At 74.5% G+C, this 24,902-nt stretch carries 19 protein-coding genes; 8 read left to right on the forward strand and 11 right to left on the reverse strand.

Going from position 1 to position 24,902, the window contains the following annotated elements:
* Window positions 1-114: 114 nt before the first annotated feature.
* On the reverse strand, window positions 115-3,198 hold the full coding sequence (locus tag AB0I91_RS13025) for an ATP-binding protein (protein WP_499610308.1): 3,084 nt from the start codon (window positions 3,196-3,198) through the stop codon (window positions 115-117).
* Window positions 3,199-3,582: 384 nt separating this feature from the next.
* Here AB0I91_RS13025 and AB0I91_RS13030 point away from each other — a divergent pair, with 384 nt between their 5' ends.
* On the forward strand, window positions 3,583-5,385 hold the full coding sequence (locus tag AB0I91_RS13030) for a Crp/Fnr family transcriptional regulator (RefSeq protein WP_499610305.1): 1,803 nt from the start codon (window positions 3,583-3,585) through the stop codon (window positions 5,383-5,385).
* Window positions 5,386-5,392: 7 nt separating this feature from the next.
* Here AB0I91_RS13030 and AB0I91_RS13035 read toward each other — a convergent pair whose 3' ends face one another.
* Complete coding sequence (locus AB0I91_RS13035; protein ID WP_499636854.1) at window positions 5,393-6,616, reverse strand: FAD-binding protein; 1,224 nt, start codon at window positions 6,614-6,616, stop codon at window positions 5,393-5,395.
* 170 nt (window positions 6,617-6,786) lie between these two features.
* Between AB0I91_RS13035 and AB0I91_RS13040 the strand changes: the two genes are divergently transcribed.
* Window positions 6,787-8,589: an outer membrane protein assembly factor BamB family protein gene (locus AB0I91_RS13040; protein WP_499636856.1), complete on the forward strand. Its 1,803-nt coding sequence runs from the start codon at window positions 6,787-6,789 to the stop codon at window positions 8,587-8,589.
* A gap of 174 nt (window positions 8,590-8,763) precedes the next feature.
* On the opposite strand, the gene AB0I91_RS13045 is transcribed toward AB0I91_RS13040, so the two are convergent.
* The 8 genes from AB0I91_RS13045 to AB0I91_RS13080 form a co-directional block, all read right to left on the reverse strand.
* The gene (locus AB0I91_RS13045) at window positions 8,764-9,171 is read right to left on the reverse strand and encodes a carboxymuconolactone decarboxylase family protein (RefSeq protein ID WP_499636858.1); all 408 of its coding nucleotides are present in this window, start codon (window positions 9,169-9,171) and stop codon (window positions 8,764-8,766) included.
* A 71-nt stretch (window positions 9,172-9,242) separates the two neighbouring features.
* A complete protein-coding gene (locus tag AB0I91_RS13050) occupies window positions 9,243-10,760 on the reverse strand; it encodes a class I adenylate-forming enzyme family protein (RefSeq protein ID WP_499636860.1) in 1,518 nt (505 codons plus the stop codon).
* Window positions 10,757-12,148, reverse strand: coding sequence for a CoA transferase (locus AB0I91_RS13055; RefSeq protein WP_498778973.1), 1,392 nt, complete (start codon window positions 12,146-12,148; stop codon window positions 10,757-10,759). The genes AB0I91_RS13050 and AB0I91_RS13055 overlap by 4 nt, the downstream gene beginning before the upstream one ends.
* A gap of 130 nt (window positions 12,149-12,278) precedes the next feature.
* Window positions 12,279-13,832: a class I adenylate-forming enzyme family protein gene (locus tag AB0I91_RS13060; RefSeq protein WP_499636862.1), complete on the reverse strand. Its 1,554-nt coding sequence runs from the start codon at window positions 13,830-13,832 to the stop codon at window positions 12,279-12,281.
* Window positions 13,829-15,148 carry a protoporphyrinogen/coproporphyrinogen oxidase gene (locus tag AB0I91_RS13065; protein ID WP_499636864.1) on the reverse strand — a complete coding sequence of 440 codons (1,320 nt, stop codon included), beginning with the start codon at window positions 15,146-15,148 and terminating at the stop codon, window positions 13,829-13,831. Before AB0I91_RS13065 ends, AB0I91_RS13060 begins: the two co-directional genes overlap by 4 nt.
* The gene (locus AB0I91_RS13070; protein WP_499636866.1) at window positions 15,148-16,071 is read right to left on the reverse strand and encodes a UbiA family prenyltransferase; all 924 of its coding nucleotides are present in this window, start codon (window positions 16,069-16,071) and stop codon (window positions 15,148-15,150) included. The genes AB0I91_RS13065 and AB0I91_RS13070 overlap by 1 nt, the downstream gene beginning before the upstream one ends.
* An 11-nt stretch (window positions 16,072-16,082) precedes the next feature.
* Window positions 16,083-17,210: a DegT/DnrJ/EryC1/StrS family aminotransferase gene (locus tag AB0I91_RS13075; RefSeq protein WP_499636868.1), complete on the reverse strand. Its 1,128-nt coding sequence runs from the start codon at window positions 17,208-17,210 to the stop codon at window positions 16,083-16,085.
* Window positions 17,207-18,295, reverse strand: coding sequence for a DegT/DnrJ/EryC1/StrS family aminotransferase (locus AB0I91_RS13080; RefSeq protein WP_499636896.1), 1,089 nt, complete (start codon window positions 18,293-18,295; stop codon window positions 17,207-17,209). Before AB0I91_RS13080 ends, AB0I91_RS13075 begins: the two co-directional genes overlap by 4 nt.
* Window positions 18,296-18,593: 298 nt before the next feature.
* On the opposite strand from AB0I91_RS13080, the gene AB0I91_RS13085 reads away from it, so the two are divergent.
* The 6 genes from AB0I91_RS13085 to AB0I91_RS13110 all read left to right on the forward strand — a co-directional run bounded on the left by AB0I91_RS13085 (window position 18,594) and on the right by AB0I91_RS13110 (window position 24,293).
* The gene (locus AB0I91_RS13085; protein ID WP_498778980.1) at window positions 18,594-19,616 is read left to right on the forward strand and encodes a Gfo/Idh/MocA family protein; all 1,023 of its coding nucleotides are present in this window, start codon (window positions 18,594-18,596) and stop codon (window positions 19,614-19,616) included.
* On the forward strand, window positions 19,606-20,424 hold the full coding sequence (locus tag AB0I91_RS13090; RefSeq protein ID WP_498778981.1) for a sugar phosphate isomerase/epimerase family protein: 819 nt from the start codon (window positions 19,606-19,608) through the stop codon (window positions 20,422-20,424). The genes AB0I91_RS13085 and AB0I91_RS13090 overlap by 11 nt, the downstream gene beginning before the upstream one ends.
* 31 nt (window positions 20,425-20,455) lie before the next feature.
* Window positions 20,456-21,694, forward strand: a complete 1,239-nt coding sequence (locus AB0I91_RS13095) for a M20/M25/M40 family metallo-hydrolase (RefSeq protein ID WP_499610274.1) — start codon at window positions 20,456-20,458, stop codon at window positions 21,692-21,694.
* Between the two features lie 99 nt (window positions 21,695-21,793).
* A complete protein-coding gene (locus AB0I91_RS13100; protein ID WP_499610271.1) occupies window positions 21,794-22,846 on the forward strand; it encodes an Ldh family oxidoreductase in 1,053 nt (350 codons plus the stop codon).
* A complete protein-coding gene (locus tag AB0I91_RS13105) occupies window positions 22,843-23,874 on the forward strand; it encodes a Gfo/Idh/MocA family protein (RefSeq protein ID WP_499636870.1) in 1,032 nt (343 codons plus the stop codon). The genes AB0I91_RS13100 and AB0I91_RS13105 overlap by 4 nt, the downstream gene beginning before the upstream one ends.
* Entirely contained in the window at window positions 23,874-24,293 is a 420-nt protein-coding gene (locus AB0I91_RS13110; RefSeq protein ID WP_498778988.1) for a DUF6917 domain-containing protein, read from the forward strand. Before AB0I91_RS13105 ends, AB0I91_RS13110 begins: the two co-directional genes overlap by 1 nt.
* 55 nt (window positions 24,294-24,348) lie before the next feature.
* Here the strand turns inward: AB0I91_RS13110 and AB0I91_RS13115 are convergent, their stop codons facing one another.
* Window positions 24,349-24,891 (reverse strand): EF-hand domain-containing protein, encoded by a 543-nt coding sequence (locus tag AB0I91_RS13115; protein ID WP_499618010.1) that lies wholly within the window; start codon window positions 24,889-24,891, stop codon window positions 24,349-24,351.
* Window positions 24,892-24,902 lie beyond the last annotated feature (11 nt).

Here is a 24,902-nt window from a genome sequence, read left to right on the forward strand (position 1 = left end):
GTTCGACCCGGGTGTTCCGAACGCAGGGCACACCCGTTCCGGAGGTTGGCACGCGGGCGGTGGGTGTGGGCTTTCGTGGTCCGCGTCCGGCGCCCGCGTGCGCCCGTGAGGTGGTCAGGTGTCGGGTTGGATCAGGGCGATGGCGTCGGCGCGGTCGAGGGCCGCGCCGGTGGCGTGGGCGAGGTCGTAGGCGGCGTCGCCCACGTCGGCGCGCAGGCGGGCGACGAGGCGGGCCACCTCGGGGTTGCGGGCGTCAGGCGCGCCGCGCAGCTGCTCGGCCGCGCCCAGCGCCCTGGCCGCGTCGGTCGGGTTGCCGAAGTGGGCTTGCACGGCCGCTTGGGCGACCGCGACCCTGGCCAGGACCGGCATGTCCTTGGCCGACATCGCCTGCTCGAACGCCTCGCGGACGGCCACCACGGCCGCCTCGCGGTCACCGCGTTCCACGGCGAGGTGCGCGCGGGATGTCAGGATCCGCGCGTGGAACTGCGGTACCACCAACGGCTCGCCCCGCAGCGACTCCCGCGCGGCGTCGTACTGCCGTTCCGCGTCGGCCAGGTCGCCCTCGTACCGGGCCAGGTCGCCGAGCACGAGCCAGGCGAACGCGACACCGCGCGCCGACCACGGCCGCGACGTCGGCTTGGTCAACGCCAGGCACTCGGCCCGGGCCCGCGCCACGTCGCCCAGCTGCACGCGCGCGGTGGCCAGCAGGATCCGTTCGTGGGCCGCGTCGTCGTCGGCGTCCAGTTCGGACAGCAGCCGGATCGACTCCTCCAGCGCCGCGATCGCCTCCTCGGGCTCGCCGAAGCCCAGGTGCGCCTCGGCCGCGCCGGTCAACGCCTGCGCCAGCGCGAACCGGTCGCCCACCTCGCGCAGCCCGGTGATCGCGGTGGTGACGTCCTCCCGCGCGCCGCGCAGGTCGCCCTCGTTCTCCCGCACCGCGCTGCGCACCATCCACAGCACGGCCCGCGCCCACGGGTCGGGCACCTCCAGCCGCCGGTCCACCGCCGCCAACGCCCGTTCCGCGTCGTCGAGGAACAGCCCGAGCATCGGCTCCAGCAGCACGAGCACCGGGTGTTCCTCGCCGGTGGACTCGGCGACCAGCTCGGCGAGCCGGGCGATGTGGTGGTCGATGTCCGTGAACCCGCCCGTGACCGCGTTGTTGACCAGCAGGAACGCGGACGCGACCTGCCGCGCCGGCGCGGGCGCGTCGCCCGGCACGGACAGCGCGAGGCGCAGCCACGGCACCGACTCGGCCCGGTTGCCGCGCATGGTCCAGAACATGCCCATCGCGGCGGCGAGCCGCACGGCCGTGTCCGCGTCGCCGCTGTCGGCGGCGAAGTGCAGCGCGGCGATCAGGTTGTCCCGCTCGGCTTCCAGCCGGGCGATCCAGGTCAGCTGCTCCTTGCCGCGCAGGTGCGGTTCGGCGGTCTCGGCCAGGTCGCGGAAGTACTCGGCGTGCTCGGCCCGCGCCGCGGCGACCCGACCGCCCTCGGCCAACCGTTCCAGGCAGTACTCGCGGATCGTCTCCAGCATCCGGTAGCGGGCGCCGTCCACGACCTGCACCAGCGACTTGTCGACCAGGGCCGCGAGCAGGTCGAACGCGTCGGCGCCGGCGAGCCGTTCGGCGGCCTCCAGGTCGAGCCCCGCCGGGAACACGGCCAGCCGCCCGGCGAAGTCCCGTTCCGGCTCCGACAGCAGGTCCCAGCTCCACGCCACCACCGCGCGCAGCGTCTGGTGCCGGGGCATGGCGGTGCGGCTGCCGCCGGTGAGCAGGCGGAACCGGTCGTCCAGGCGGGCGGCCAGCTGCTCGACCGACAGCGACCTGAGCCGGGCGGCGGCCAGTTCGATCGCCAGCGGGAGCCCGTCCAGCCGCCGGCACACCTCCGCGACGGTCCCGGCGTTGTCCGGGGTCACGGCGAAGCCGGGCCGCACGGCCGCCGCGCGTTCGGCGAGCAGCCGCACGGCCGCGTCACCGTCCAGCGGCGGCACCGGGCTGACCACCTCCCCGTACACGCCGAGGGGTTCGCGGCTGGTGGCCAGCACGCGCAGCCTCGGGCACCGGCCGAGCAGCTCCTCGGCGAACCGGGCCGCCGCGTCGACCAGGTGCTCGCAGTTGTCCAGCACGATCACGGCCTCGGTGCGCGACAGCACGTCCACCAGGCGGGTCATGGTGTCGACCGGCGCCACGGGCCGGTCGACGGCGCGCTGGTCGCGCAGGCCGAGCGCGCCGAGCACGGCGGGCGCCACGTCGTCCGGGTCGGTCACCGGGGCCAGCTCGACCAGCCACGCGCCGCCGGGCAGCCGGGCCGCGACCGTGGTGGCGAGGCGGGTCTTGCCCGCGCCGCCCGGTCCGACGAGGGTGACCAGCCGGTGGCCCGCGAGCTGCCCGGCGACCCGTTCGACGTCGGCGGACCGGCCGACCAGGCTGGTCAGCGGCAGCCGCAGGTTGCCGGCGCGCGGCTGGTCGGCGGGTTCGGCGCGGAGGATCTCCTGGTGCGTCTCGCGCAGTTCGGGGCCGGGGTCGGCGCCCAGTTCGTCGGCGATCCGGCGGCGGACCTCCTCGTAGGCGGCCAGGGCCTCGGCCGGGCGGCCGGTCGCGACGAGGGCGCGCAGCAGCAGGGCTTGCAGCCGTTCGCGCAGCGGGTGGCGGGCGGCGAGGTCGGTGAGCTCGGCGACCAGGTGCTCGGCCCGGCCGCACGCCAGGTCGGCCGCGGCCCGGTCCTCCACGACGGCCAGCCGCGTCTCGTCGAGGCCCGCGACGTAGCCGACCGCGAACGGCGCGCCCGCCGCGTCGGCCAACGCCGGTCCGCGCCACAGCGCCACCGCCTCCGCAGCCAGCCGGCGCGCGGTGGACGGGTCGCCCGCGGCGAGCGCGGCCCTGGCCTCGCGGGCGAGCCGGTCGAACCGGAGCGCGTCGACGGCGTCGGCGGGCAGGTCGAGCCGGTAGCCGCCGTGCGCGGACCGCAGCACGTCGGAGGGCAGGGCACGGCGCAGCCGGGACACCAGCGACCGGACCGCGGCCACCTCGTCGGCCGGGCGGTCGTCCGGCCACAGCGCGTCGGCGAGTTCCTCGGTGGTGACGACCCGGCCGGCGGCCACCGCGAGCCGGACCAGCAGCGCGCGCACCCTGGCGCCGCCGACCTCGATCGCCGTGCCGTCCGCCGTGACCTCCAGCGGCCCCAACACCCCCACCCGCATGCGATCACTGTGCCACGGCGGCCGGCGCGCGGCGCCGCACCCCACGGCCATTCCCGGCCGCCGGACGCGCGTCGGCACGGCCGGAAATCCGAGCGGTCCTCCCGTAGGGAGGGTCGATCTCGCCCAAGACCGGTCGCTCGGGGTTCACTACGACAAAAAACTTGCACGGTTTTCCGCAATAGTGCGGATAACACTCGGACATCCGACCATTCGTACCGTAACAATGTCAGGGATGCGCTAACGAATGCCCGGAGCAACCGATATCGCCGCTATGGACGAGGATTCCACTCCGGCGGCACGAGTCCCCGCGGCCGAACGCCGGAACACGGCGTCCGAACGCAGGAACCGCGCCACCGCGGACCGAGCAACCACCTGGGGTGCCGGATGAACAGCCGAATGGTCGAACTCGAAGCAGTACTGGCCCGGTCCGCGCCGGACCGGCAGGCGGCCCGCCGCCTCGCGGTGGACCTGGCGCGGTCGCTGGACGCGCTCAGCGCGCGCCGCGACGTGGACCGCCTGCTGCGCTGCGCCGCCGCGCTGACCCGGATCGGCTCCGCCGACGCCGCGGACGCGTTGCTGATCGCCATGCTGGCGCTGGTCGACCCGACCGGGCCGGAGGCGTCACGGGTGCGCGACCTGCAGGCGTTGGCGTCGGTGGCCCGCGGTCGGCGCGAGCCGGGCACGACCGCGCCGCGCCAGGTGCGCCGCAGGCCCCCGACGACGGCGTTCGGCCGCGGCGCGCCGCTGCGCCAGGTGGTCGGCGACTTCCTCGACCCGCTGCCGGTGGCCGACCCGGTCCCGGTGGGGTCGGTGGCGGTGGCCGTGGAGCGGGCGAAACCGAGCGAGACGGGCGCGCTGGAGCTGGCGTTACAGCGCAACGCGGCGGTGCTCGGGTCGAACCACCCGCAGACGTGCGTGCTGCGGCTGAACCTGATGTGCGCGCGGTTCCGGATCGCCCGCGACCACGGTGACGCCGAGGAGGTCGCCGAGTCGTTGACGGACCTGCGCGACGCGACCGACCGGGCGTTGAACGCGCTGGGCGCGCACCACCCGCGGGCGCTGGTGGCGCAGGCGAACCTGGCGTCGGCGGAGTTCGAGCTGGCCAGGGTGCGGCGGTCCGCCGAACGGGCCCGGCTCGCCCTGCCCAGCCTGCGGTCGGCCGCGGACCGCACCGCCACCCGGCTCGGCGCCGACCACCCGCACTCGGTGATCGCGACGTCGAACCTGGCCTCGGCCGAGCTGGAGCTCGCCCACCTCGACGGCACCCGCGGCCAGTCGCAGCGGCTGCTGGACGTGGTGCGCGACGCGTCGATGCGGGCGGTGTCGGCGCTGGGCGCGGACCACCCGGCCGTGCGGGCGCTGGACGAGCAGCGGCGGGCGTGCGAGGCGTTGCTGTCCGGGGTGGGGCCCGATCCGTCGTTCGAGCGGGGGTACGCCTCGTTCGCGGACGCGGGCCGGTCGCTGGCCACCGCGAAGCCGAGCACGCCCGCGGCGCGGCAGCACGTGGCGACGCCGGAGTGGCCGCCGGGCACGTTGCTGGCGCGGCTGCGGGAGAGCAGCCGCCAGGAGCTGATGTCGCTGGGCACCACGGTCCGCTACGCCGCCGACCGGGAGCTCATCGTCCAGGACGCCACCGACACGCACGTGTTCCTGCTGCTCGAAGGCGTGGTGAAGGTGCTGGTCAACGACGCGAGCGGGGACACCGCGGTGCTCACCGTGCGGGTCGCGGGCGACCTGGTGGGCGAGCTGGCCGCCCTGGACCACAAGCCGCGGTCGGCGACCGTCGTGACGTGCGGTGACGTGTCGGCGAAGCTGATCACGAGCGCCGAGCTGCACGGGTTCCTGCACCGCCGCAACGACGGGTTCGTCGAGCTGATCGGCGTCATCGACGACCAGCTGCGGTGGGCCAACCGGCGGCGGCGCGACTTCCTGTCGCACACCGCCGCCGAGCGGGTGGCCCGCGTGCTGGCCGAGCTGGTCGGCGCGCACGGCCGCCAGGAGGTCGGCGGGTGGGTGCTCGGCATCCCGTTGACCAAGGTGGAGCTGGCCTCGATCGCCGGGATGAAGCCGCGCACGGCCGAGAAGGCGTTCGCCGACCTGCGCAAGGCCGGTGTGGTGGTCAGCCACCTGCGGCGCGACGTGGTCGTGCCCGACCTGGAAGGGCTGCGGCGGTTCGCGCGGTTGTGAGCGGCGCTTACGCGGTGAACCAGCCGTCGATCAAGGGGTTGCGGAAGGTGCGGGTGGGGTCGAGCTCGTCGCGCAGCCGCGCGAACCGCGCCCACTGCGGGTACCGCTCGCCGGGGTCGGCCAGCTCGAACAGCTTGCCCCAGTGCGGGCGGGGGCGCCACGGGCTCAGCGCCGCCTCGATCTTGCGGAGCACGGCGCGCACGGCCGCGTCGTCCGGGTGCCAGGTGAAGTGGAACGCCACGCTCGGCCGCTCGTGCACCGGGCTGAGCCACTGGGTGTCGGCGGCGATCGTGCGGACCTCGGAGGTCAGCAGCACGGGCGCGATCTCGGCGGACAGGTCGTTGAGCGCCCGCAGCGCGTCGGCCGCGTGCTCGCGGGCCACGAAGTACTCCGACTGCAGCTCGCGGCCGACGCTCGGGGTGAAGTCGGCGCGGAAGTGCGGCAGCCGTTCGTGCCACGGGCCGGGGACGCCGAGCTGGGTCGTGCAGTGCAGGGCGGGCTGGCCGGGCACCGGGTGCACCGGCTCGGTGGCGGGCGTCGCGCCCGTCCAGGTCAGGTCGTGCCTGGTGTCGGTCGTGCGGTGCTTGGCGAACACGTGGGCCACGCCCTGCCACGTGGTGAAGGCGCTGACGCTATAGGCGCTGCCGAACACGGCGTCCACGTTCTCGACCAGGGCGTCGAACGGCATGTCCCGGTACACCCGCTGCTCGACGTCGAAGGTCGGCACGACGTCCAGCTCGACGGCCACCACGACGCCGAGCGAGCCGAACGCCACCACGGCGCCGTCGAAACCGGCGTCTCCCCTGGTCAGGGTGTGGATGGTGCCGTCGGCCGCGACGAGGTCGAGCGAGCGGACCAGGCCGGCGAGCGAGGGGATGTCGTTGCCCGAGCCGTGGGTGGCGGTGGCGCACGCGCCGATGATCGTGATGTGCGGCAACGACGGCATGGCGGGCAGGGCGAGGCCGGCGGCGTGCAGCCGTTCGGCGAGGCGGGCCAACCGCGTGCCGGCGCCCACCCGCACCGCCCCGTCGCCGACCTCGAACACCTCGGGCATCCGGTCGAGGCTGATCAGCGTGCCGTCGGTGTCGGCGATCGTGCTGAACGAGTGCCCCGCGCCGACCACGCGTGCCGCCCCGGCCGACCTGACCACGTCCTGGAGTTCGTCGACGGACGTGGGGTGCGCGGTGCGCGCGGCGGAAAAGGTGAAGTTGCCTGCCCAGTTGGTGCTCACCGGGCAGATTCTGCCCCATCGCCACCGGGACGCCGCCGGTCGACCAACTCCACCTCGCCCGACTCCCTCCGCCCGCAGCCACCGCCCGCGATCACCGCCCACCGTCCCGATTACCGGGCGGGGCGGAACGGAATCCGGGTGCTCGCCGTCCCACGCGGGGAGGTGCCGAGATGCTGCGCTACCTGACGGTCGTGGGTGCGTTGTGCGCCGCGTGGGCGCCGTTCCGGTCGGGCGGGGTGCCCCGGCCGGAGGCGGACGTGACGGTGATCGGGTTGGCGGTGGGCGTCGTGCTCGCGGCCGCGTTGGCGGTGGGCGGCGGACGGTCGGCCCGGGTGTTCGCGGCGGTGGCGGGTGCCGGGTCGGCGGGCGCGGTGTGGTGGCTCCTGGTGTCGGATCTGCTGATCGGCTTGACCGGCGACGACCTGCCGGTGTTGGCGGTGGGTTCGCTCGCGGTGGCGGTCGGCGCGATCGGGTTGGCAGGACAGCGCCCGCAGCCGGTCGACGGCCCGGTGAACCAGCCGGCGCCGGTCGGCTCAGGGCAACCTGCCCCGCCGATCCGGAGTTCAGCGGAACACCAAGCGCCGGTCGCGGATGCCGCAGAGCACCCAGCCGGATCAGCCGGAACCAGGCCAGGACCGCAGGCGCAGCCGGCCGAAGACGATGCAGCGCAATCGACCGAGGGCGAGCCGGTGGCGTCCGGCGATCACGTGCCCCGGCAGGCCCGGTCCGGTGGGTGGCGGGTTCGGCCCGTCGGGGTGCTCGCGGTGGTTGTCGTCGTGGTGGCGGCGTTCCTGGCGCCGGTGGGGGCGCAGGCGGTGATCGTTCGGTCCGAGACGCGGGATGCTCGGGGGTTTCCGGCCGAGCCCTTGGTGGAGCAGCCCGGTGGGCGGCAGTGGGCTTGGCAGCCGCCCGCCGACGTGGTCGAGGTCGTGCCGGTCCTGCACGGGGTCGTTGTGGCCACCCGGGACGGGGCCGTGGTGGCGTTGAACGGCGCCGACGGGCGGGTGGAGTGGCGGTACGCGCGGCCCGGCGCGCCGATCGGCTCGTTGGTGGCGTCGATCGACCGGCGGAGCGTCGTGGTGTCCTTCCGGTCCGTGCACGACACGAGGGCGCAGTCGGTGGTGGTGCTGGACGCGGACACCGGCGCACCCCGGTTCGAGATGGTGGTCCGGTCGGTGCTGGTGGAGACCGACCAGGTGATGCCCGGCACGCGGATGTTGACGGTGCGCGACCAGGAGGTGATCACCGGCTACGACCTCGGCGACGGCGGGTCTCGGTGGCACTGGTCGCCGCCCGCCGGTTGCACGTCGTGGTTCGGGCAGGTGGCGTGGGGCCGCACGACCGTCCTGGTGCCGGTGGAGTGCGCGGACACGTTGGGTGTCACCGCCCTGGACGAGGCGACCGGTCGGGAGCGGTGGCGGCACGAGGTCCGGCGCGGTGACGCGAACGGCGAGCGGCAGGACATCCGGCTGCGGGCCACGCCGGACGGCGCCGTCGTGCTCTTCCAGACGTTCGGCGCGCGGGACACGCCGGACGCGGTGCCGAACGGACTGCTCGACACCGAGACCGGACGGGTGCTGACCCGGCCGGAACGACCGTGGACCGTGCGCGCCGATGCCGGAGTCACGCCCTTGGTGGAGCAAGCGGAAGCCGGTCAGGTCACCGACCTCCTCGCGCTCGACCCGACCACCGGCGCGACCACACCGCTGTCGATCGAGGCCTGTCCCCGGCGCACGGCGGACCTCACCACGCGCACCACCTACGTGCGCGCGTGCGAGGACAACGGCCGTGAGCTGACCGTGGTGACGCAGCCGTTGGACGGCTCGCCGCCCACGTCCACGCCGGTCCGCCTCGACGGCTCGGGCTCGCGTGGCCGCCGGGACGTCCGGCTCGTCTCCGCCCCCGGCGCGATCGTGGTCACCCGCACGACGTTCGGCGGCACGCCCGCCCCTGTGGTCGGCCTGAGGGGCTGACCACCATCACGCGAGCCCACCGCTGATCGCCAGCCGATTGCAGACGCCGACCACCGCCGCGACCCACACGACCGTCAGCGGCACGCCCACCCCGCACGACGGTCGGCGGCACACCCTCCCCGCACGTTCAGCAGCACGCCCGGCCCGATGGACGGTCTGAAGGGCTGACCACCGTCACCCGAGCCGGGCGCTGATCGCCAGCCGGTTGTAGGCGTTGACGACGGTCGCCACCCATACGACTTGCTGTGTTCGCACCTCGCCCACGGCGTGGATGGCCGCGTCGAGGACGGAGTCCGGCACGCGCCCGTCGTGCACCAGGGTCACCGCCTCGGCCAACGCCACCATCGCCCGTTCCGGCTCCGTGAACGCCGGGTCGGTCCGCCACGAGGAGACGTCACGCGTCTCCCCCGCCGCCACGGCCGCGTCGCCGTGCAGCCGGATGCAGTAGGTGCACCCGTTGAGCTGCGAGCACCGCAACCGCAGCAGTTCGACGAACCCGACCGGCAGGTCCACGTCGTCCACGGCCTTGGTCAACGCGCCCAACGCCGCGAACCCCGGCCCGGCGAACGGATCAAGTCTCATCGACACCACCTTTCAAGAGAATCCCGGAACATCCCTCACCCCGGCCGCGTGCCGACCGACCGCCGGCCACGTCAACCCGGAAGGCCCAGCGCCTCGACCCCCGGCCGTTCTGCACCGTGCCGTTCGGCCGCCAGCCGGGTGACGGTGGCGAGGCAGACCTTCCCCGTCCGGCCCAGCGGCAGTTCCGGCACCACCACCAGGCGTTCGGGCAGCTTGCGGCGGCTCAGGCCGCGGTCGAGCAGGAACGCGGTCAGCTGCCCGAGCGACGGCGCGGGTCGGCCGGGGCGCACGGCCACGCACGCGCACAGCCGCTCACCGAGGTCGGCGTCCGGCACGGGCACGCACGCCACCTCGGCCACCTCGGGGTGCCCGTCCAGCGCCCGTTCCACCTCGGCCGGGCTGATGGTGTACCCGCCGCGGATCACCACCCGCTTCAGCCGGCGCACCACGTGCAGGGTGCCGTCGGCGTCGATGAACCCGGCGTCGCCGGTCCGCACCCAGCCGCCCGGCAGGCGGTGCCGCCGGTCCAGCTCGGGCGCGTCGACGTAGCACAGCGGCGTCATCGGCCCCAGCGCGCAGATCTCGCCGTCCACCACGCGGATGTCGGTGACCGCCGGGTCGGGCCTGCCCACCCCGTGCTCCGGCGTCGCCGTGTGGCAGTTCACGCCGTCCGACGACCCGTAGATGTTGATCACCGGGCAGCCGAACGCCGACCGCACCGCCGCCGCCGTCCCCGGCGTCAGCACGTCGCCGCTCGACACCACCGCCCGCACCGACGTCGTGTCCACAGTGGACGCCAGCGCCGCCATCCGCCGCAGCATCGTGGGCACGCCGAACACATGCGTCGGCCGGTGCTCCGCCACCACGCGCAACGCCGACGCCGCGTCGAACCGCCGCACGAGCAGCACCGTCCCGCCCAACCGGCACAGCGTGATCGCCGCCCCGAACGACCCGAACGCCGACGCCAACGGCACCAGCACCAGGTCGCGCGGCACCGCCGTGGCGCCGTGCACCGCCCGCACGTAGTTGCCCCGACCACCGGCGAACGCGTTGTGCGAGTAGGCGACCAGCTTCGGCGCGGACTCCGACCCCGACGACACCAGGATCCGCGCCGGAGCCTCCGGGTCGACCGCCACCGGCGACCACGGCGGCGCCTCCCGGACCGGGTCGGAAGCCGCCAGCAGAGCCTCCGACACGTCCGTGATCACCGTGCTCACCACCGGCGAACCCGTGCCCGCCACCGGCGACACCCCGTCGGGCAGGTGCACCGCCACACCGCCGACCGCCGCCACCGCCAGTTCCGCCACCACCCCCTCTCTCCCGTTCGGCACGTCGACACCGATGATGTCGGACGGGCCATAACCACGGAGTAACCTCGCCTGCCACCTCACCGCCCGGTCCAACGACGCGTAGTCCAACGAGCCGGCGGAGTCGATCACCGCCGTCCGCCGGGGGTGCGCGGCCACCCGCTCCCGGAACAACGAGTACAGGTCCCGGTCCGGGCAGTGACCGGCCGCCACCCAGGACCGGCGCAGCGCGGCGGGCACCAGGTCCCGCACCACCACCCCGGTCGACGACGTCCACGTCATCCGAACTCCCAAGCCGACCTCGGCACCACGCACCCGTCCGCCACCAGGGCCCGCGAGAACCGCCGGTCCCGCGCCAACCCCGCCAGGTCCGTGCACACCGGCACGCTCAACGGCGCCGTGCACCGCCGCGTCGCCCGCGCGTTCAGCCGAGAGGCCGCCGACAGCAGCGACGACGCCACCGACTGCCCCGTCCCCGACCGGATCCGCCCCGCGAGGGCGTCCACGACACCGCGGGCGCACACCACGCCGCCGAACACGTCCACGATCGTCATCAACGACGGCGGCACCCCGGCGTGGGCCTGCACCACGAAGTCCGTGCCCAACGGCGGTCGCGGGCCCAGGGCCTCACCCCAGCCGGACGCGTGCGCGTACACGATCCCGGGCCGCACCCTGGCCACGTCCCGGGCCCGCAACGACCAGGCGGCGGCCTTCCCCGGCCCCCAGTTGTGCAGGAACACGTCCGCGCCCGAGGCCAGCTCCAGCAGCTCACGCCGCCCGGCCACGGTCGCGAGGTCCACGGTCACGACCCGTTTGCCGCGGTTCAGCGCGTGGAACCGGGCGGACACGTCACCGGCCATCGGCGGCACCCCGCGCAGCGGGTCCCCGCCCGGCGGCTCGACCCGCACCACGGACGCGCCCAGCTGCCACAGCAGGTGCCCGGCCATCGGCCCCTGCACCCGGCGGCACGACTCCAGCACCACCATCCCCGACAACGGCAACGCGCCCGCGCGCGGCGACCCGACCGGCCCCGCACCCGCGCCCAACGGCCGCACGACGTACGGCGGCACGTCGTCGACCGCCCGGTGCGCGACCCGCACCAACGTCATCCCGGTCGACGCGGCGACCCGTTCCAGCCGCACGATCGGCAGCCGCGCGGTCAGCCCGGTCAGCTCCGGCGGCAACGGGCACGTCGCCGTGGCGAACCGGTGCTGGAAGGGCCGCCACGCCGACGCCACCACGCCCGCGTCGGCGTCCAACGCCGCCCAGAACCGCCGCCACACCTCGGCGTCCAGCGCCTCGACCTCGAACGCCACCCCGTCCGCGGACAGGAACGGCGGCCCGCCGACACCCGCCGGCACCGGGTCCGGCTCGTCTGCGGTGGCCGCCGCCAGGTACTGCGACACCGCCAGCAGCGCCGCCTGCGCGACCGACGTGGACACCGCCTCCAGCGGGACACCGCGCGACCGCGCCACGTCCAGCGCCGACACCCCGATCGCGTCGAGTTCGGCGGCCACGATCGAGGCGTAGTCCAGGCCGAGCGCCGTCGGCCGCCCGAACCGCCTGCCGTGCACGTGCATGATCCCGCACGCCGCCTGCACGTCCAGCTCACCGCCCAGCGGCAGGTCCACCGGCCCGGACCACGGCACCGCCGTCAACGTCGACGTCATGCCGACCGCCCGGGAACGGCGCGGACGACCGCCGTGGGCGGGAACCCCGACGCCCGCCACCGGTGGAGGTCACCGGGCTCGTGGACCGGGGACACCTCGGTGACGTGCGCGTGGCCGAACGCGGAGGTGGTCACGTCCACCGCCCGCTGCCGTGGGTCTCGGCGGTGCCGGCCAGCCGGGTGAGCAGGTCGAGCCTGCGCACCTTGCCGGTGCCGGTGCGCGGCACCTCGTCCCAGGCCAGCACGTGCGGGTCGGCCATCGGCGGCAGGTCGGCCACCGCCCGCCGCCACGCCACCGGGTCCAGCGGACCGGACGTCACCAGCACCGGGATCGGCGGCCTGCCGGGCGTGCCGAGCACCACGCACTCGACCACCTCGGGCAGCCGGTCCTCGACCAGGTCCTCCACCCGCAGGCAGCTCAGCCCCGGCACGGCGTCCACCTCGCGGTCCAGCAGCCGCACCGCGCCGCCGCGGGTCAGCACCCCGAGGTCGCCGGTGTTCCACCACGGCCCGGTGTTCTTGGCGTGCCACCGGTCCTGCTCGCCGACGTACCCGGCGCAACGGGCCGCCGTGCGGGCCAGCACCAGGCCGCTGTGCCCGCGCGGCACGGGCGTGAGCGTCACCGGGTCCACCACCCGCAGCCGGGTCCGGCCGGGCACCGGACGTCCCAGGTCGCGGGCGTCGGGCGAGCGGTCGAGCGCGCGGCGGGTGAGGAAGCGGAACGTCAGCGGACCCGTCTCGGTCTGGCCCCAGCCCTGCATCCACAGTGGACGCCTGCGCCGGGAGGCGTGCAGCATCGCCCGGATCACCGGCGGGTGCATGGCGTCGTAGGTGCTGACGAACAGCCGCACGTCGCGGAACGGGTTGTCCGGTCGCGCGGCCGGCGGCTGCCACCGCACGTAGGCCGACGGCAGCGCCTCCACGGTCGTCGGCCGGTGCCGGGCCAGCACCGGTGCGGCCGACTCGGGGTCGCTGAGCAGCACGACCTTGCGCGGCGCGAGGCAGAACACACTGGCCGTCCAGCAGAACGTGCGGCCGTGCGCGTAGGAGCTCGCGTTGGCGACCACGTCGTCACGGCGCACGCCGATCACGGGCCAGCGCACCGCCTCGAACCGGGCCAGCCGGTGCACGATCGTGCGGGTCGTGTGCACCACGAGCTTGGGCACACCGGTCGTGCCCGAGGTGTGGTTGATGATCAACGGGTCGTCGTCGTGCCTGCGGCGGGGTGCGGGCACGCGCGCGCCACGCACGTCGTCCAACGTCAACGCGCCCGGCACGGGCGAGCCCAGCGACAGCACCCGCCGCGCCAGTCCGACCGGCGGCACGCGGTCGGTGACCAGCACCGCCGGGTCGAGCCGCTTGAGCAGGATCTCCAGCACGTCGTCGGGGAGGTGGCCGGACAGCAGCGCGGGCACCGCGCCGATCCGCACCGCCGCGCACGCGAGCAGGTCGTAGTCGTAGTGGTTGCGCTTCACCACCGCGACCCGGTCGCCGCGCCGCGCGCCCGCCTCGTACAGCCAGGCGGCGGCCTCGCGGACCAGCCCGGCCAGCTGCGGCACGGTGTAGTCGACCCCCGGCCCGTACCCGGCGGGGAGGATGTCGAACGGCCGGTCCAGGTGCACGGTGGTGTGCGTGCCGCGCGCCGCGACCTCGTCGAACAGCGTGCCCATGTCGTGCGGCTTCATGCGGGTTGCCTCCTCGTGCCGGTCCCCGGGGACGCGGCGTGGACCCGTGCCGCGGCACGGCGGCCGGCTCGCACCGCCGCCTCGCTGCACGGGGTCAGGGTCACCCAGTCGCCCGCGTGGTCCACGACCCCGCCGAGACGGGACGCGAACTCGCCGCGCAGCGCCAGGGCGTGCGGTGTGGCTTCGGGCAGGCCGTGGCGGAACCGGTGGACGACCGACCCGGTCACGGCGGCACGCAGGCCGGGCACGAACCGCTCGGCCTCGGCGGCGAGCGCGGACACCACGTCGTCGTCGGTCGCGTCCAGCAGCGCCGGTGCGACGGCCGGGGCGGCGATCACGGTGACCAGGCCGCGGCCCTCGGGCGCGCGGTCGGGGTGCTTGAGGTGGTCGAACAGCACCACCGACACCGACGTGCTCTCCGACCGCGGCACGGCCAGGAGGTACACCTCCGACTCCAGGCGGCGGTCGAGCATCAGGTGCAGCTTCACCATCGGGGTGAACGTGCAGGCGTCCAGGAACGACCGCTCGTGCTCCGGCGGGTTGACGTAGAGCCGGCGGGCGACGGGCGCGGGCACGGCCAGCACCACCGAGCGGGCCCGCCACTCGGCGCCGTCGCCGGTGATCCGGGCGTACCCCGGGCCGGCCAGGACCTCCCGCACCGGGAACGACGTGGTCACGTCGAGCGGTGCGGCCAGCGCGCGGGCCACCACGTCCATGCCGCCGTCGTAGGTGCGCCACGCCGTGGCGGGGCCGATCGCGCCGAGCAGGGCCAGGAACGGCGCGGCGGCCGAGCGTTCCGGCTGCCACCCGAAGAACCCCGACACCACCGGCTGGCACAGGTACTCCAGCACGTCGGGGTGCTGGGGCGCGCAGAACTCGGCGACGGTGGCCGTGCCCACCCGGGACGCCTCGGGCCGTTCGGTGTCGAGCCCGCTCCTCTTCGCCAGGCCGCGCGTGGCGCGCGCGAAGTCCAGCCGGGCCCGCACGGACAGCCCCGCCCCGGTGACCAGGCCCGACGGGTGCGCCAACCCCCGCCGCACCCGCCCGCCGCGCCACACGCCGAGCTGCCGTCCGATCCTGGGCACGTCGTCGAGGCCCAACCGCCGCAACAGCTCCCACGTGTGCGGGTAGCCGCGGGCGGAGATCTGCTCGGCGCCGGTGTCGACCACGAACCCGGACTCGTGGCGCGTGGCCATCCGGCCGCCGACGTGGTCGGCGGCCTCGAACACCCGCACCTCGCGCCCCGCCCGCGCCAGCTCGTGCGCCGCGGCCAGCCCGGCGATCCCCGCGCCGATCACCGCCACGTCGAGGTCCATCACCGCACCACCAGGTTCACCACGACGAGCGTCACCACGGTGACCCGGTGCACGTCGATGCCGATCCGCCGGGCGCGCAGGATGTCGCCCTCGCCGAACCCGACGCGCAGCTGCCTGGCGCGCAGCAGGATCGTGGGCAGCAGCGCGAGCGGGAACCACCACGGGCCGCCGACCAGCGGCAGGGCCAGGACCAGCAGGAACTCGCACGCCGAGACCGCGCGGACGAAGCGCCGGTTGCCGGCGGGCGAGGTCAGCGCCGCCACCGTGGGCCGGCCGACCCGCCGGTCGCCCGCCACGTCGTTGGTGTTGGAGTAGACGCCGAACAGCAGCGGCCCGAGGCCGAAGATCAGGGCCTGCACGACCACCACGCCGTCGATCCGCCCGGTGACCAGGCCGTACGGCGCGAGCACCAGGGCCCACCCCAGCGCGGCCAGGAAGAACTCCTGGAAGCCGTGGTAGCTCAGCTTCACGCCCCACGAGTACTGCAGGGCGAAGAAGTAGGTGACCGCCACCAGCACGACCGTCCACACCGGACGGTGCGGCGCGAGGGCCAGGGCGCCGAGCCACACCGCCGCGCCGACCGCGGCGGTGATCAGCGCGAACCGCAGCACCTGCGGTTCGGTGAGCGTGCCCGCGACCAGCGGTTTGCGGTCGAGCTTGCGGGCCGGCGCGTCCGGCGCGTAGTTGGCGGTGTCGCTGCCGTCGCGGTAGCCGGTGAGGTCGTCCAGCGCGACCATCGCGACGATCACGAACACCTCGCCGACCAGGAACACGCCCATGGTGGTGAGCACGCCGACGTCCAGCCGCAGCGCGGGCGCGAGCAGCGCCCACACCACCAGGACGCCGAGGTAGTAGTCGACGATGTCGAGCTTGGCCAGCTTCACGTACGCGCCCCTGGACCCGGGCGCGATGGCGGTGGTCATTCGAGGTCTCCTCAGCCGTGTGCGCCGGACGCGGCCGCGAACCGGCACACCTCGTCGGCGATGTGTTCCACCTGCGCGTCGGTCAGGTGGGGGTGGATGGGGATGGCCAGTTGGCGTCGTGCGGCGGACGCGGCGGCGGGCCAGTCGCGGCCCGGCTGGGCGTGCCCGGCGAACGCGGGCTGGCGCGGCAGCGGCGCCGGGTAGTAGACGTGCGAGCCGATGCCGTGCGCGGCCAGGTGGTCGCGCAGCGCGTCACGCCGGTCGGCCAGCAGCGAGTAGACGTAGAAGCAGCGCCCGTCCCGTCCCGGCGGAGGGGCGAGCACGCCGCGGCCGGCGAGGTCGGCGAACCGCGAGGTGTAGTACTCGCCGATCCGCGCCCGCCGTGCCAGCCGGTCGGGCAGGGTGGCGAGGCGGCGCAGCTGGAAGGCGGCCATCACCTCGTCGAACCGGCTGTTGTAGCCGATCCGGTGGTGCACGAACCGGTGCGTGCCGTCCTGGCCGTGGTTGCGCAGCATCCGGACCTCGCGGGCCAGCGCCGGGTCGCCGGTGACGACCATCCCGCCCTCGCCGGGCATCCCGAACGTCTTGACCTGCACGAACGAGAACACGCCCGCGTCGCCCCAGGTGCCGGCGGCGCGGCCGGCGAGCACACCGCCCTGCCCGACCGCGGAGTCCTCCAGCAGCCGCGCGCCCGCGTCGGTGGCGATCCGCCGCAACGCGGGCATGTCCGCCATCACCGAGAACACGTGCGCGGGCATGATCACCTTGGTGCGCCCGGTGACGAGCTTGTCCACCTCGGCCGGGTCGACGACCATCGTCCACGGGTCGACGTCGGCGTAGACCGGCGTCGCGCCCAGGACCGACGGCGCGGACGCCAGCGGCGCGCACCCGTAGGCGGGCACGATCACCTCGTCGCCCGGACCGACGCCCATCGCGTGCAGCACCAGCGTCAACGCCGCCGTGCCGCTGCCGCACGCCACCGCGTCGGCGACGCCGAGCGAGTCGCGCAGCACCGCCTCGAACTCCGCGGTGCGCGTGCCGAGGATGAACCGCTGGTCCGGCGTGAGGCCGACTTCCTCCACCACCTCCAGCAGCAGGTCGCCGTCGAACAGGTCGGGCGGGAAGAACGGGATCGTCACGCGCGCTCCCCGAGGTAGAAGGAGCGGATCGCGGCGCACACCCGGTCGACGTCGCCGAGCGGCAGGTCCGGGTACAGCGGCAGCGCGAGGGTGCGGCGGCAGGCCTCCTCCGCGCGGGGGAAGTCGCCGGGCCGGTGGCCGAGGTGCGCGAAGCACGGTTGCAGGTGCAGCGGCGTCGGGTAGTAGGTCTCCGTGCCGATGCCGCGCCCGGCCAGGTGCGCGGCCAGTTCGTCGCGCCGGTCCACCTCGACCGCGTACACGTAGAAGACGCCGCGCACGCTCCCCCGCCGCGGCAGCACGGACGGCAGCTTCCGCACGCCCGGCACGCCGGCCAGGCCGTCGGCGTACCGGCGCGCCAGCACCGCGCGGCGGCGGATGTCGGCTTCCAGCCGGTCCAGCTTGGCCAGCAGCACGGCGGCCTGGACGTCGTCCATCTTGCTGTTCACCCCGACCGCGCCGGCGCCGGTGGAGATGCCGGGGAAGTTGTCGATCGTGCGGCCGAACCGGCCGTGGTGGCGCAGGGCGCCCGCGGTCTCGGCGACCACCGGGTCGTTGGTGATCACCGCGCCCGCGTCGCCGAGCGCCCCGAGGGTCTTGGTCGGGAAGAACGACAGCACTCCCCCGGCGCCGAACAGGCCCGCGTGCACCCCGTCGTGACGCATGCCGATCGCCTCGGCGCTGTCCTCCACGACGGTGAGGTCCAGCCGGCGGGCCACCTCGGCCAGACCGGTCAGGTCGGCGAGGTGGTGGAACAGGTGCACCGGCATGACGAACCGGGCGCGCGGACCGGCGACGGCGGCGACCGACGCCGGGTCGAGCCCGTAGCCGTCCGGCTCGATGTCGGCGAACACGGGTTCGCCGCCCGCGAGCACCACTGAGGACGCCGACGCGATGAACGAGAACGCGGGCACGACCACCTCGTCGCCGGGACGCAGCCCGCACGCCCTCAACAACAACACCAGCGCGTCCGTGCCGCTGTTCACGCCGACGACGTGCGCGGCCCCGGTGTACGCGGCCAGCGCCCTTTCCAGCTCCAGCACTTTCCGCCCGTGCGAGTACTTGCCGTTACTGATGACTTCCACAATGTGCCGTCGCGTTATCGGCCACAATCCGGAAAATGTCGCCGATTGCGTGAAGAATGGCACGGTCAGCGCACTCACCTCCGCGGTCACCGCTTCCGGGGGTGAGCGTATGGCAGGTCACCGGGCCGGCGGCCGACCACCGGCCAGTTCACTCTTCCTGGTCAACTCGCCCTCGTGGAGTTGACATACCTTCGCGATTGGGACAACGTCGGGGCCATCAATTGCGAGCTGACATCGCTCATTCCCGATGCCTTCGAGACCGGACGAGACAAGACGGGGCTCAATAGTGCGCACACTCGTCGTGGGACTGGGCCGAGCCGGTGCGGAACTGCACCTGCCGGTGCTGGCCAGGGCGCGGACCTCGGTCCGACAGCTGTTCGACGACCGACCCATCGTGGCGTGCGACCCGCGGCGGCTGCCCGCGGAACGACCCGGCCTGGCGATGGTGGGCAGCCTGGCCGAGGCCGCCACCCTGCTGGACCCGGGCGACACGGTGGCGCACGTGTGCACACCGCCGTCCGTGCGCGCCGAGGTGATGACCGAGCTCGCCGAACGCGGGTTCCGCAACCTCGTCGCGGAGAAGCCGCTCGCCGCCGACACCGACGACCTGGCCAGGGTGATCCGGCTGCGCCGCAAGTACGGCCTGCGGATCGCCGTGGTCGAGCCGTGGCTGACCAGCTCGCTGACCTCGCGGCTGATGGAGCTGGTGCGCGGCGGCACGCTCGGCGAGCCGAAGTCGATCTCGATCGTGCAGAACAAGCCGCGCTTCCGCCGGTCGCTGACCAGGCCGAGCCACCTGACCGCGTTCGACGTGGAGCTGCCGCACGGCGTGGCCCTGGCGCTGCGGCTGGCGGGCAGCGCGCGGGTCACGCACGCGGCCGGCTACGACCTGACCGTGGGCGACGTGGTGGTGCCGCGGATGGGCGGCGCCCGGATAGGGCTGCGGCACAACAGCGGCGTGCGCACGGAGATCAGCTCGGACCTCACCTCGCCGGTGCGGGAGCGCCGCATCACGGTGGAGTTCGAGAAGGGCAGCGCGGTCGGCCACTACGCGGTGAGCGACGACGACGACCACGCGCAGCTCACCGTCACGCTCAACGGGCGGCGCGAGCACGAGGTGCTGCGCGACGACTCGCTCACCGAGTGGGTGCTGCGCGCCTACCGGCTGTTCCACGCGGCGGGCGACCAGCACGCGCGGGGGTTCTCGTTCGCCACGGACGTGGTGCAGCTGCTGTCGGTGGCCAAGAACATCTGCGCCGAGCCGGTGATCCCCGCCGCGCGCGGCGAGGTCTCACCCGGCCCGGTGGCCGCGCATGTCCGCTGAGCCGGTGCTGGCGGGCATCGCGGACGAGGCCGCGCCGGACCTGGCGGGCCAGTTGGCGGTGCTCGCCGAGCTGGGCTGGACGCACCTGGAGCTGCGCACCGTGGACGGGCGGGCGGTGGCGGACCTGGACGACGACGAGTTCGCGGTGGTGGCGAAGGAGCTGGCGGCGCGGGGTGTGGGGGTGGTGTGCCTGGCCTCGCGGATCGGCGGGTGGGCGCGGCCGATCAGCACGCCGTTCGAGGACGACCTGGCCGAGCTGGACGTGCTGCTGCGCCGCTGCGCCGCGCTGGGCACCCGGTACGTGCGGATCATGTCCTACCCGAACGCGGGCCTGTCCGAGCGGCGGTGGCGCGACCGGGTGATCACGCGGGTGTCGATGCTCGCCGAGCTCGCCGGGGCGGCGGGGGTCGTGCTGCTGCACGAGAACTGCTCCGGCTGGGCGGGCGCGAGCGCGGCGCGGGCGCTGGACCTGCTCGACGCGGTGGACAACCCCGCGTTGAGGCTGCTGTTCGACACGGGCAACGGCGTCGCGCACGGCTACGACGGGTACGCGATGTTGTGCGAGGTGGTCGCGCACGTCGAGCACGTGCACGTGAAGGACGCGTCGGGTGACCGGTTCGTGCTACCCGGTTCGGGTGACGCTCGGGTGGCCGACTGCGTGGAGTTGTTGCGCGCCAGTGGTTATCGGGGCGCGTGGTCGTTGGAGCCGCACGTCTCGCTGCGCCCGCACGAGTCGGGCGCGCTCGCACCGGACGCGGCGCCCGCGTTCGTGGCGGCCGGTCGGGCGATGGCCGGGCTGGTGCGGTGATCGGACCCTGGGCGGCGAGGGGAGCCGTGCGGTGATCGGCGAGGACCGCGACCTGTTGCTGCGGCTGCTGGCGATGCCGACCGCGGGTCCGCTGGAGACCACCGACGAGGTGTGCCTGTGGGACGCGGTGCACGCGTACTCGGAGGCGGCCGAGTGCTTCGGGATGCGCACCGTGCACCTGGGTCCGGCGCGGGAGGCCGACGTGCTGCGGCACGACGTGCCCTCCGTGGTGCGGGAGGCGATCGCCGAGGACCCGGACTTCCTGGCGCGGCAGCCGAACCTGGTGCTGCGGGTCGGCCAGGCCGAGCCGGTGGTGATGTTCAACGTGCACCTGGACACGGTCGCGCCGTTCGAGCCGGCCGGGTTCGACGGCGTCCGGTTCCACGGCCGCGGCGCGATCGACGCCAAGGGGCCCGCGGTGGCGCTGCTGGCCGGTGTCCGTGCCGCGATGACCGATCCGGCGGTCGGGCGGGACGTGAGCGTGCTGATCCAGGCGGTGTCCGGCGAGGAGGGCGGCGCGATGGGCGTGTTCGGCACCCGTCCGCTGGTCGAGGCCGGGTACCACGGCAGCCTGAACGTGTTCTGCGAGCCGACCGGCCTGCGCTACCTGCCCCGCTCGACGGCCGCGATGACGGCGTGCGTGCAGGTGCGCGGCGAGGACGCGATCGACGACCAGCCGCAGGCGGGGCACAACGCGTCCGTGCTGCTCGGGTTCCTCGCCCAGCACCTGGCGGGCGCGCTGGCCGGGCGGGTGCCGGACGGCCAGGTGTGCGTGGCCGGGCTGCACACGGGCCGGATGCACAACCGCGTGTACGGCGGCGGCGAGCTGCTGCTGAACCTCTCCTACGGCAGCACGGCGTCCGCGCGGGTGCTGGCCGTGGCGCTGGACGCCGCGCTGCGGGAAGGGCTGGCCGAGTTCACCGCCCGCTTCCGCGGCGTGCCGCCGTTCCACCGCACGGCCGTCGACGCGGCCCTGATCACCCGGCTGGTGTGGCGCAAGCGCGGGCTGCCCGCGCTGCCGCCGCAGGACCTGCCGCTGCTGGACGGCATCGTGCCGCGCTGGCCCGCGCACGAGCCCGCGTTCACCTGCGACGCGATCTGGCTGGCCGACGTGCCGGGCGCGCACACCGCCGTCCTCGGCCCCGGAACGCTGGAGGGCAACCAGGCCCACGCGCGCGGCGAGCACGCCGACGTCGCCGACCTCGACCGGTTCGCCGACGTGGTGCGGGACATCGTCGTGAGGTTCGCGCGGAACGCAGGAGCGGCCTAGTGCCCGTTCGCCGGCCGTCGTCCGGTGGCGCGGTCACCGCTCCGCAGTGAGGGCCACGCGAACCCCGTCAACTCCGAACAAGGAACAGGAAGCTGGAACATGACCGTCCTGGTGCCGTATCCGACCCTGCTCGACACCGTCACGGGTGTCTTCCGGGCGCGGGGTGTGCCGCCGGACCGGGCGGCGGTCGCGGCGGAGGCGCTGTGCCACGGCGACCTGACCGGGTCGAGCACGCACGGGCTGGTGAACCTGACCCGGCTGTACCTGCCGCTGTTCGACTCCGGGCGGACGGAACCGGCGGCCGACATGGCGGTGATCGCCGACCTCGGCGCGTCCGTGCTGGCCGACGCGCGTCGGGCGCTCGGGTTGTGGTCGGCGTCCCAGGCGGTGGAGCTGGCCTCGGCGCGGGCGGCGCGGTACGGGATCGGGATGGTGACGTTGCGCGGTGCGACGCACATCGGCTGCGCCGGGTACCACGCGGCACGTGCGGCGGCGCACGGCATGGTGGGGCTGATCGCGTCGAACTGCGGTGGGCAGCGCATCGCACCCGCGCCGGACGGCCGGGAGCCGTTGCTGGGCACGAACCCGCTGGCGCTGGCCTGCCCGGCGGGCGACCGGCCGCCGTTCGTGCTGGACATGAGCACGACCGTGGTGCCGACGGGCCGGGTGCGGGCGGCGGCGAGGGCCGGTGAGCCGATCCCGCCGGGGTGGCTGGCGGCGGACGACGGCACGTCGGTGACCGACCCGGCGGCGTTCGACCGGGGTGACGGGCGCCTGCTGTGGCTGGGCGGGACGCCGGAGACGGGCGCGTACAAGGGTTTCGGGCTGGGTCTGCTGGTGGAGGTGCTGGCGGCGCTGGTGCCGGGTGCGGCCATGGGGCCGTTGTCGTCGGTGTCGCGGGATGACGACATCGGCGTGATGGCGCTGGTGTTCGCGCCGTCGGCGCTGCGGCCGGGGTTCTGGGAGGACGCGGCGGCGTTGTTCGGCGCGGTCGCGGGCGCCAAACCGGTCGATCCGCGCAAGCCGGTCAGCTACCCCGGTTGGCACGAGGGCGAGCGCGCCCGGTGGCGGCAGGTGCACGGCGTCCCCCTGCCGGACGAGCTGTACGAGGAGCTGCGCTCGATCGCACCTGCCCTGCGGGCCGCCGGATGACCGGGCCACAGGCGCCGGAGTCGAGCGGTTCGCGGGCGGACGAGCCGGGATCGAGCGGTTCGAGGGCGGCCGAGGGGGCGGCGGGCGGTTCGCAGGAGGGTGAGCCGGGATCAGGCGGTTCGCCGGAGGGTGAGCGGGCGGCGATTCGGGTCGGTGTGGTCGGGTTGGGGGTGATCTCGCGGTTCTACCTGGCCGCGATCGCGGCCTCGCCGCGCTTCGAGCTGGCCGCCGTGTGCGACCTCGACGAGCGGGCGTTGGCGGGTCACCACGTGCCCGCCTACCGGTCCCACCGGGCGATGCTCGACGCGGGCGGGTTGGACGCGGTGGTGGTGACGGCGCCCAACGACGTGCACGCCGCGGTCGCGTCGGACGCCGTCGAGCGTGGCCTGCCGGTGTGCGTGGAGAAACCGCTGGCCACGACGCTGCGTGACGGGTTGGCGGTGGCCGAGGCGGCACGGGCGCGCGGAGTGGCGTTGTTCACCGCCTTCCACCGCCGGTACAACGCGAACGTGCTGGCGTTGCGCGACAAGCTCACGGGCGCCGCCCCGATCGTGGAGCTCACCGTGCGCTACCTGGAGCGGATCGAGGAGCACGTGGGCGAGGACCGCTGGTACCTGGACCCGGCGCGGTCCGGCGGCGGGTGCGTGGCCGACAACGGGCCCAACGCGCTGGACCTGGCACGGCTGTTCCTCGGCGAGCTGACCCTGGAGTCCGCGCGGGTCACCCGGGTGGACGGCATCGACCGGCAGGCGGTGCTGCACGTGCGGGGCTCCGCGCCGGCGGTGGTGGAGTTGGACTGGTCGCACCCCGGCGAGACCAAGGACGTGACCGCGAGGCTCGCCGACGGGACCGTGCTGCGGGCGGACGTGCTCGAGGGCTTCGAGGAGTTCAAGGGCTCGCTGTGGCACGAGTACGAGGCCGTGCTGCGTGACTTCGCGTCGGCCGTGGCGGCGCGGTCGGCGTGGCGCGACGGCGGGTTGGCCGCGCTGGACCTGGTGGACGAAGTGTACCGACGAGAGGGTGAGTGATGCTGGAGGACGGCGAGAAGCGGGCGGTCGGCAGCCGGGTCGTCAAGGTGCTGGCGCACCGCCGCGACGACCGCGGGATGAGCCTGGAGCCGTTCGCGAGCCGCTGCGTGCGCCGGGGCGAGGTGCACGAGCTGGTGACCACCGACCACGAGGACACGGCGGCGGGCGCGCGGATCGACCGGGTGGCCTTCCTCGGGTTCGTGGAGATCGTCAACGCGGGCGTGATCGACCGCGGCGACGAGGTGTGGTGCGACGGCGAGCTCGTCGGCGAGGTGCTCGGTTTCGACGCCTGCCACCACCCGAACCACTACAACATCCTCATCACCACCCCCGTGCCGCGCACCGGGCCGGAACTCGGCCTGCGCCCCGAGGTGGACGTCCTGTTCAGCCCGGCGGTCGTCGCGGTCCCCGCGTTCTGACCGACGACGACGGCGCCCCGGGAGATCCTCCCGGGGCGCCGTCGTGCTCGTCGGCTCAGTGACCGAGGAGCGGCACGTCCAAGGTGCCGAAGTGGTAGGCGCGCACCGCGGCCACCAGCTCGTCCACGGTCAGCGTCCCGTTGCCGTTGGAGTCGATGGTCCGGAAGGCCTCGACCGCCGACGCGGGGTCCACCCCGATGGCGTCCAGCCACTTGTGGAACTCCGGCGGGCTCACCTCGCCGTCGCCGTCGGTGTCGCACAGGCCCACCATGGCCGCGACCGTCGGCCGGATCACCCGGTTGAACCCGGCGTCACCCTCGGCGAACACCTGCGCCTCGACCACGCTGAGGAACTGCTCCTCGGTCATCGAGCCGTCCGCGCCCACACCGGCCTTGGTAGCCAGGAACTCGTACATGGAGATGTAGGCGTCGATCAGCGCCCGCGCCTGCGGTGACGACTTGTCCTCGCCGAACGCCTCGATGATGCGACTGGCCTCGGCCTCGTAATCGGACTTCTCGATGCTGCCGTTGCCGTTGACGTCCCACTTCTCGAAGCGCTTCTTGAGCCGATCGCTCTTGACCGCCGTGGACATGACCATTCGGACACTCC

The sequence above is a fragment of the Actinosynnema sp. NPDC049800 genome, from assembly GCF_040656635.1.
Taxonomy (GTDB): Bacteria; Actinomycetota; Actinomycetes; order Mycobacteriales; family Pseudonocardiaceae; genus Actinosynnema.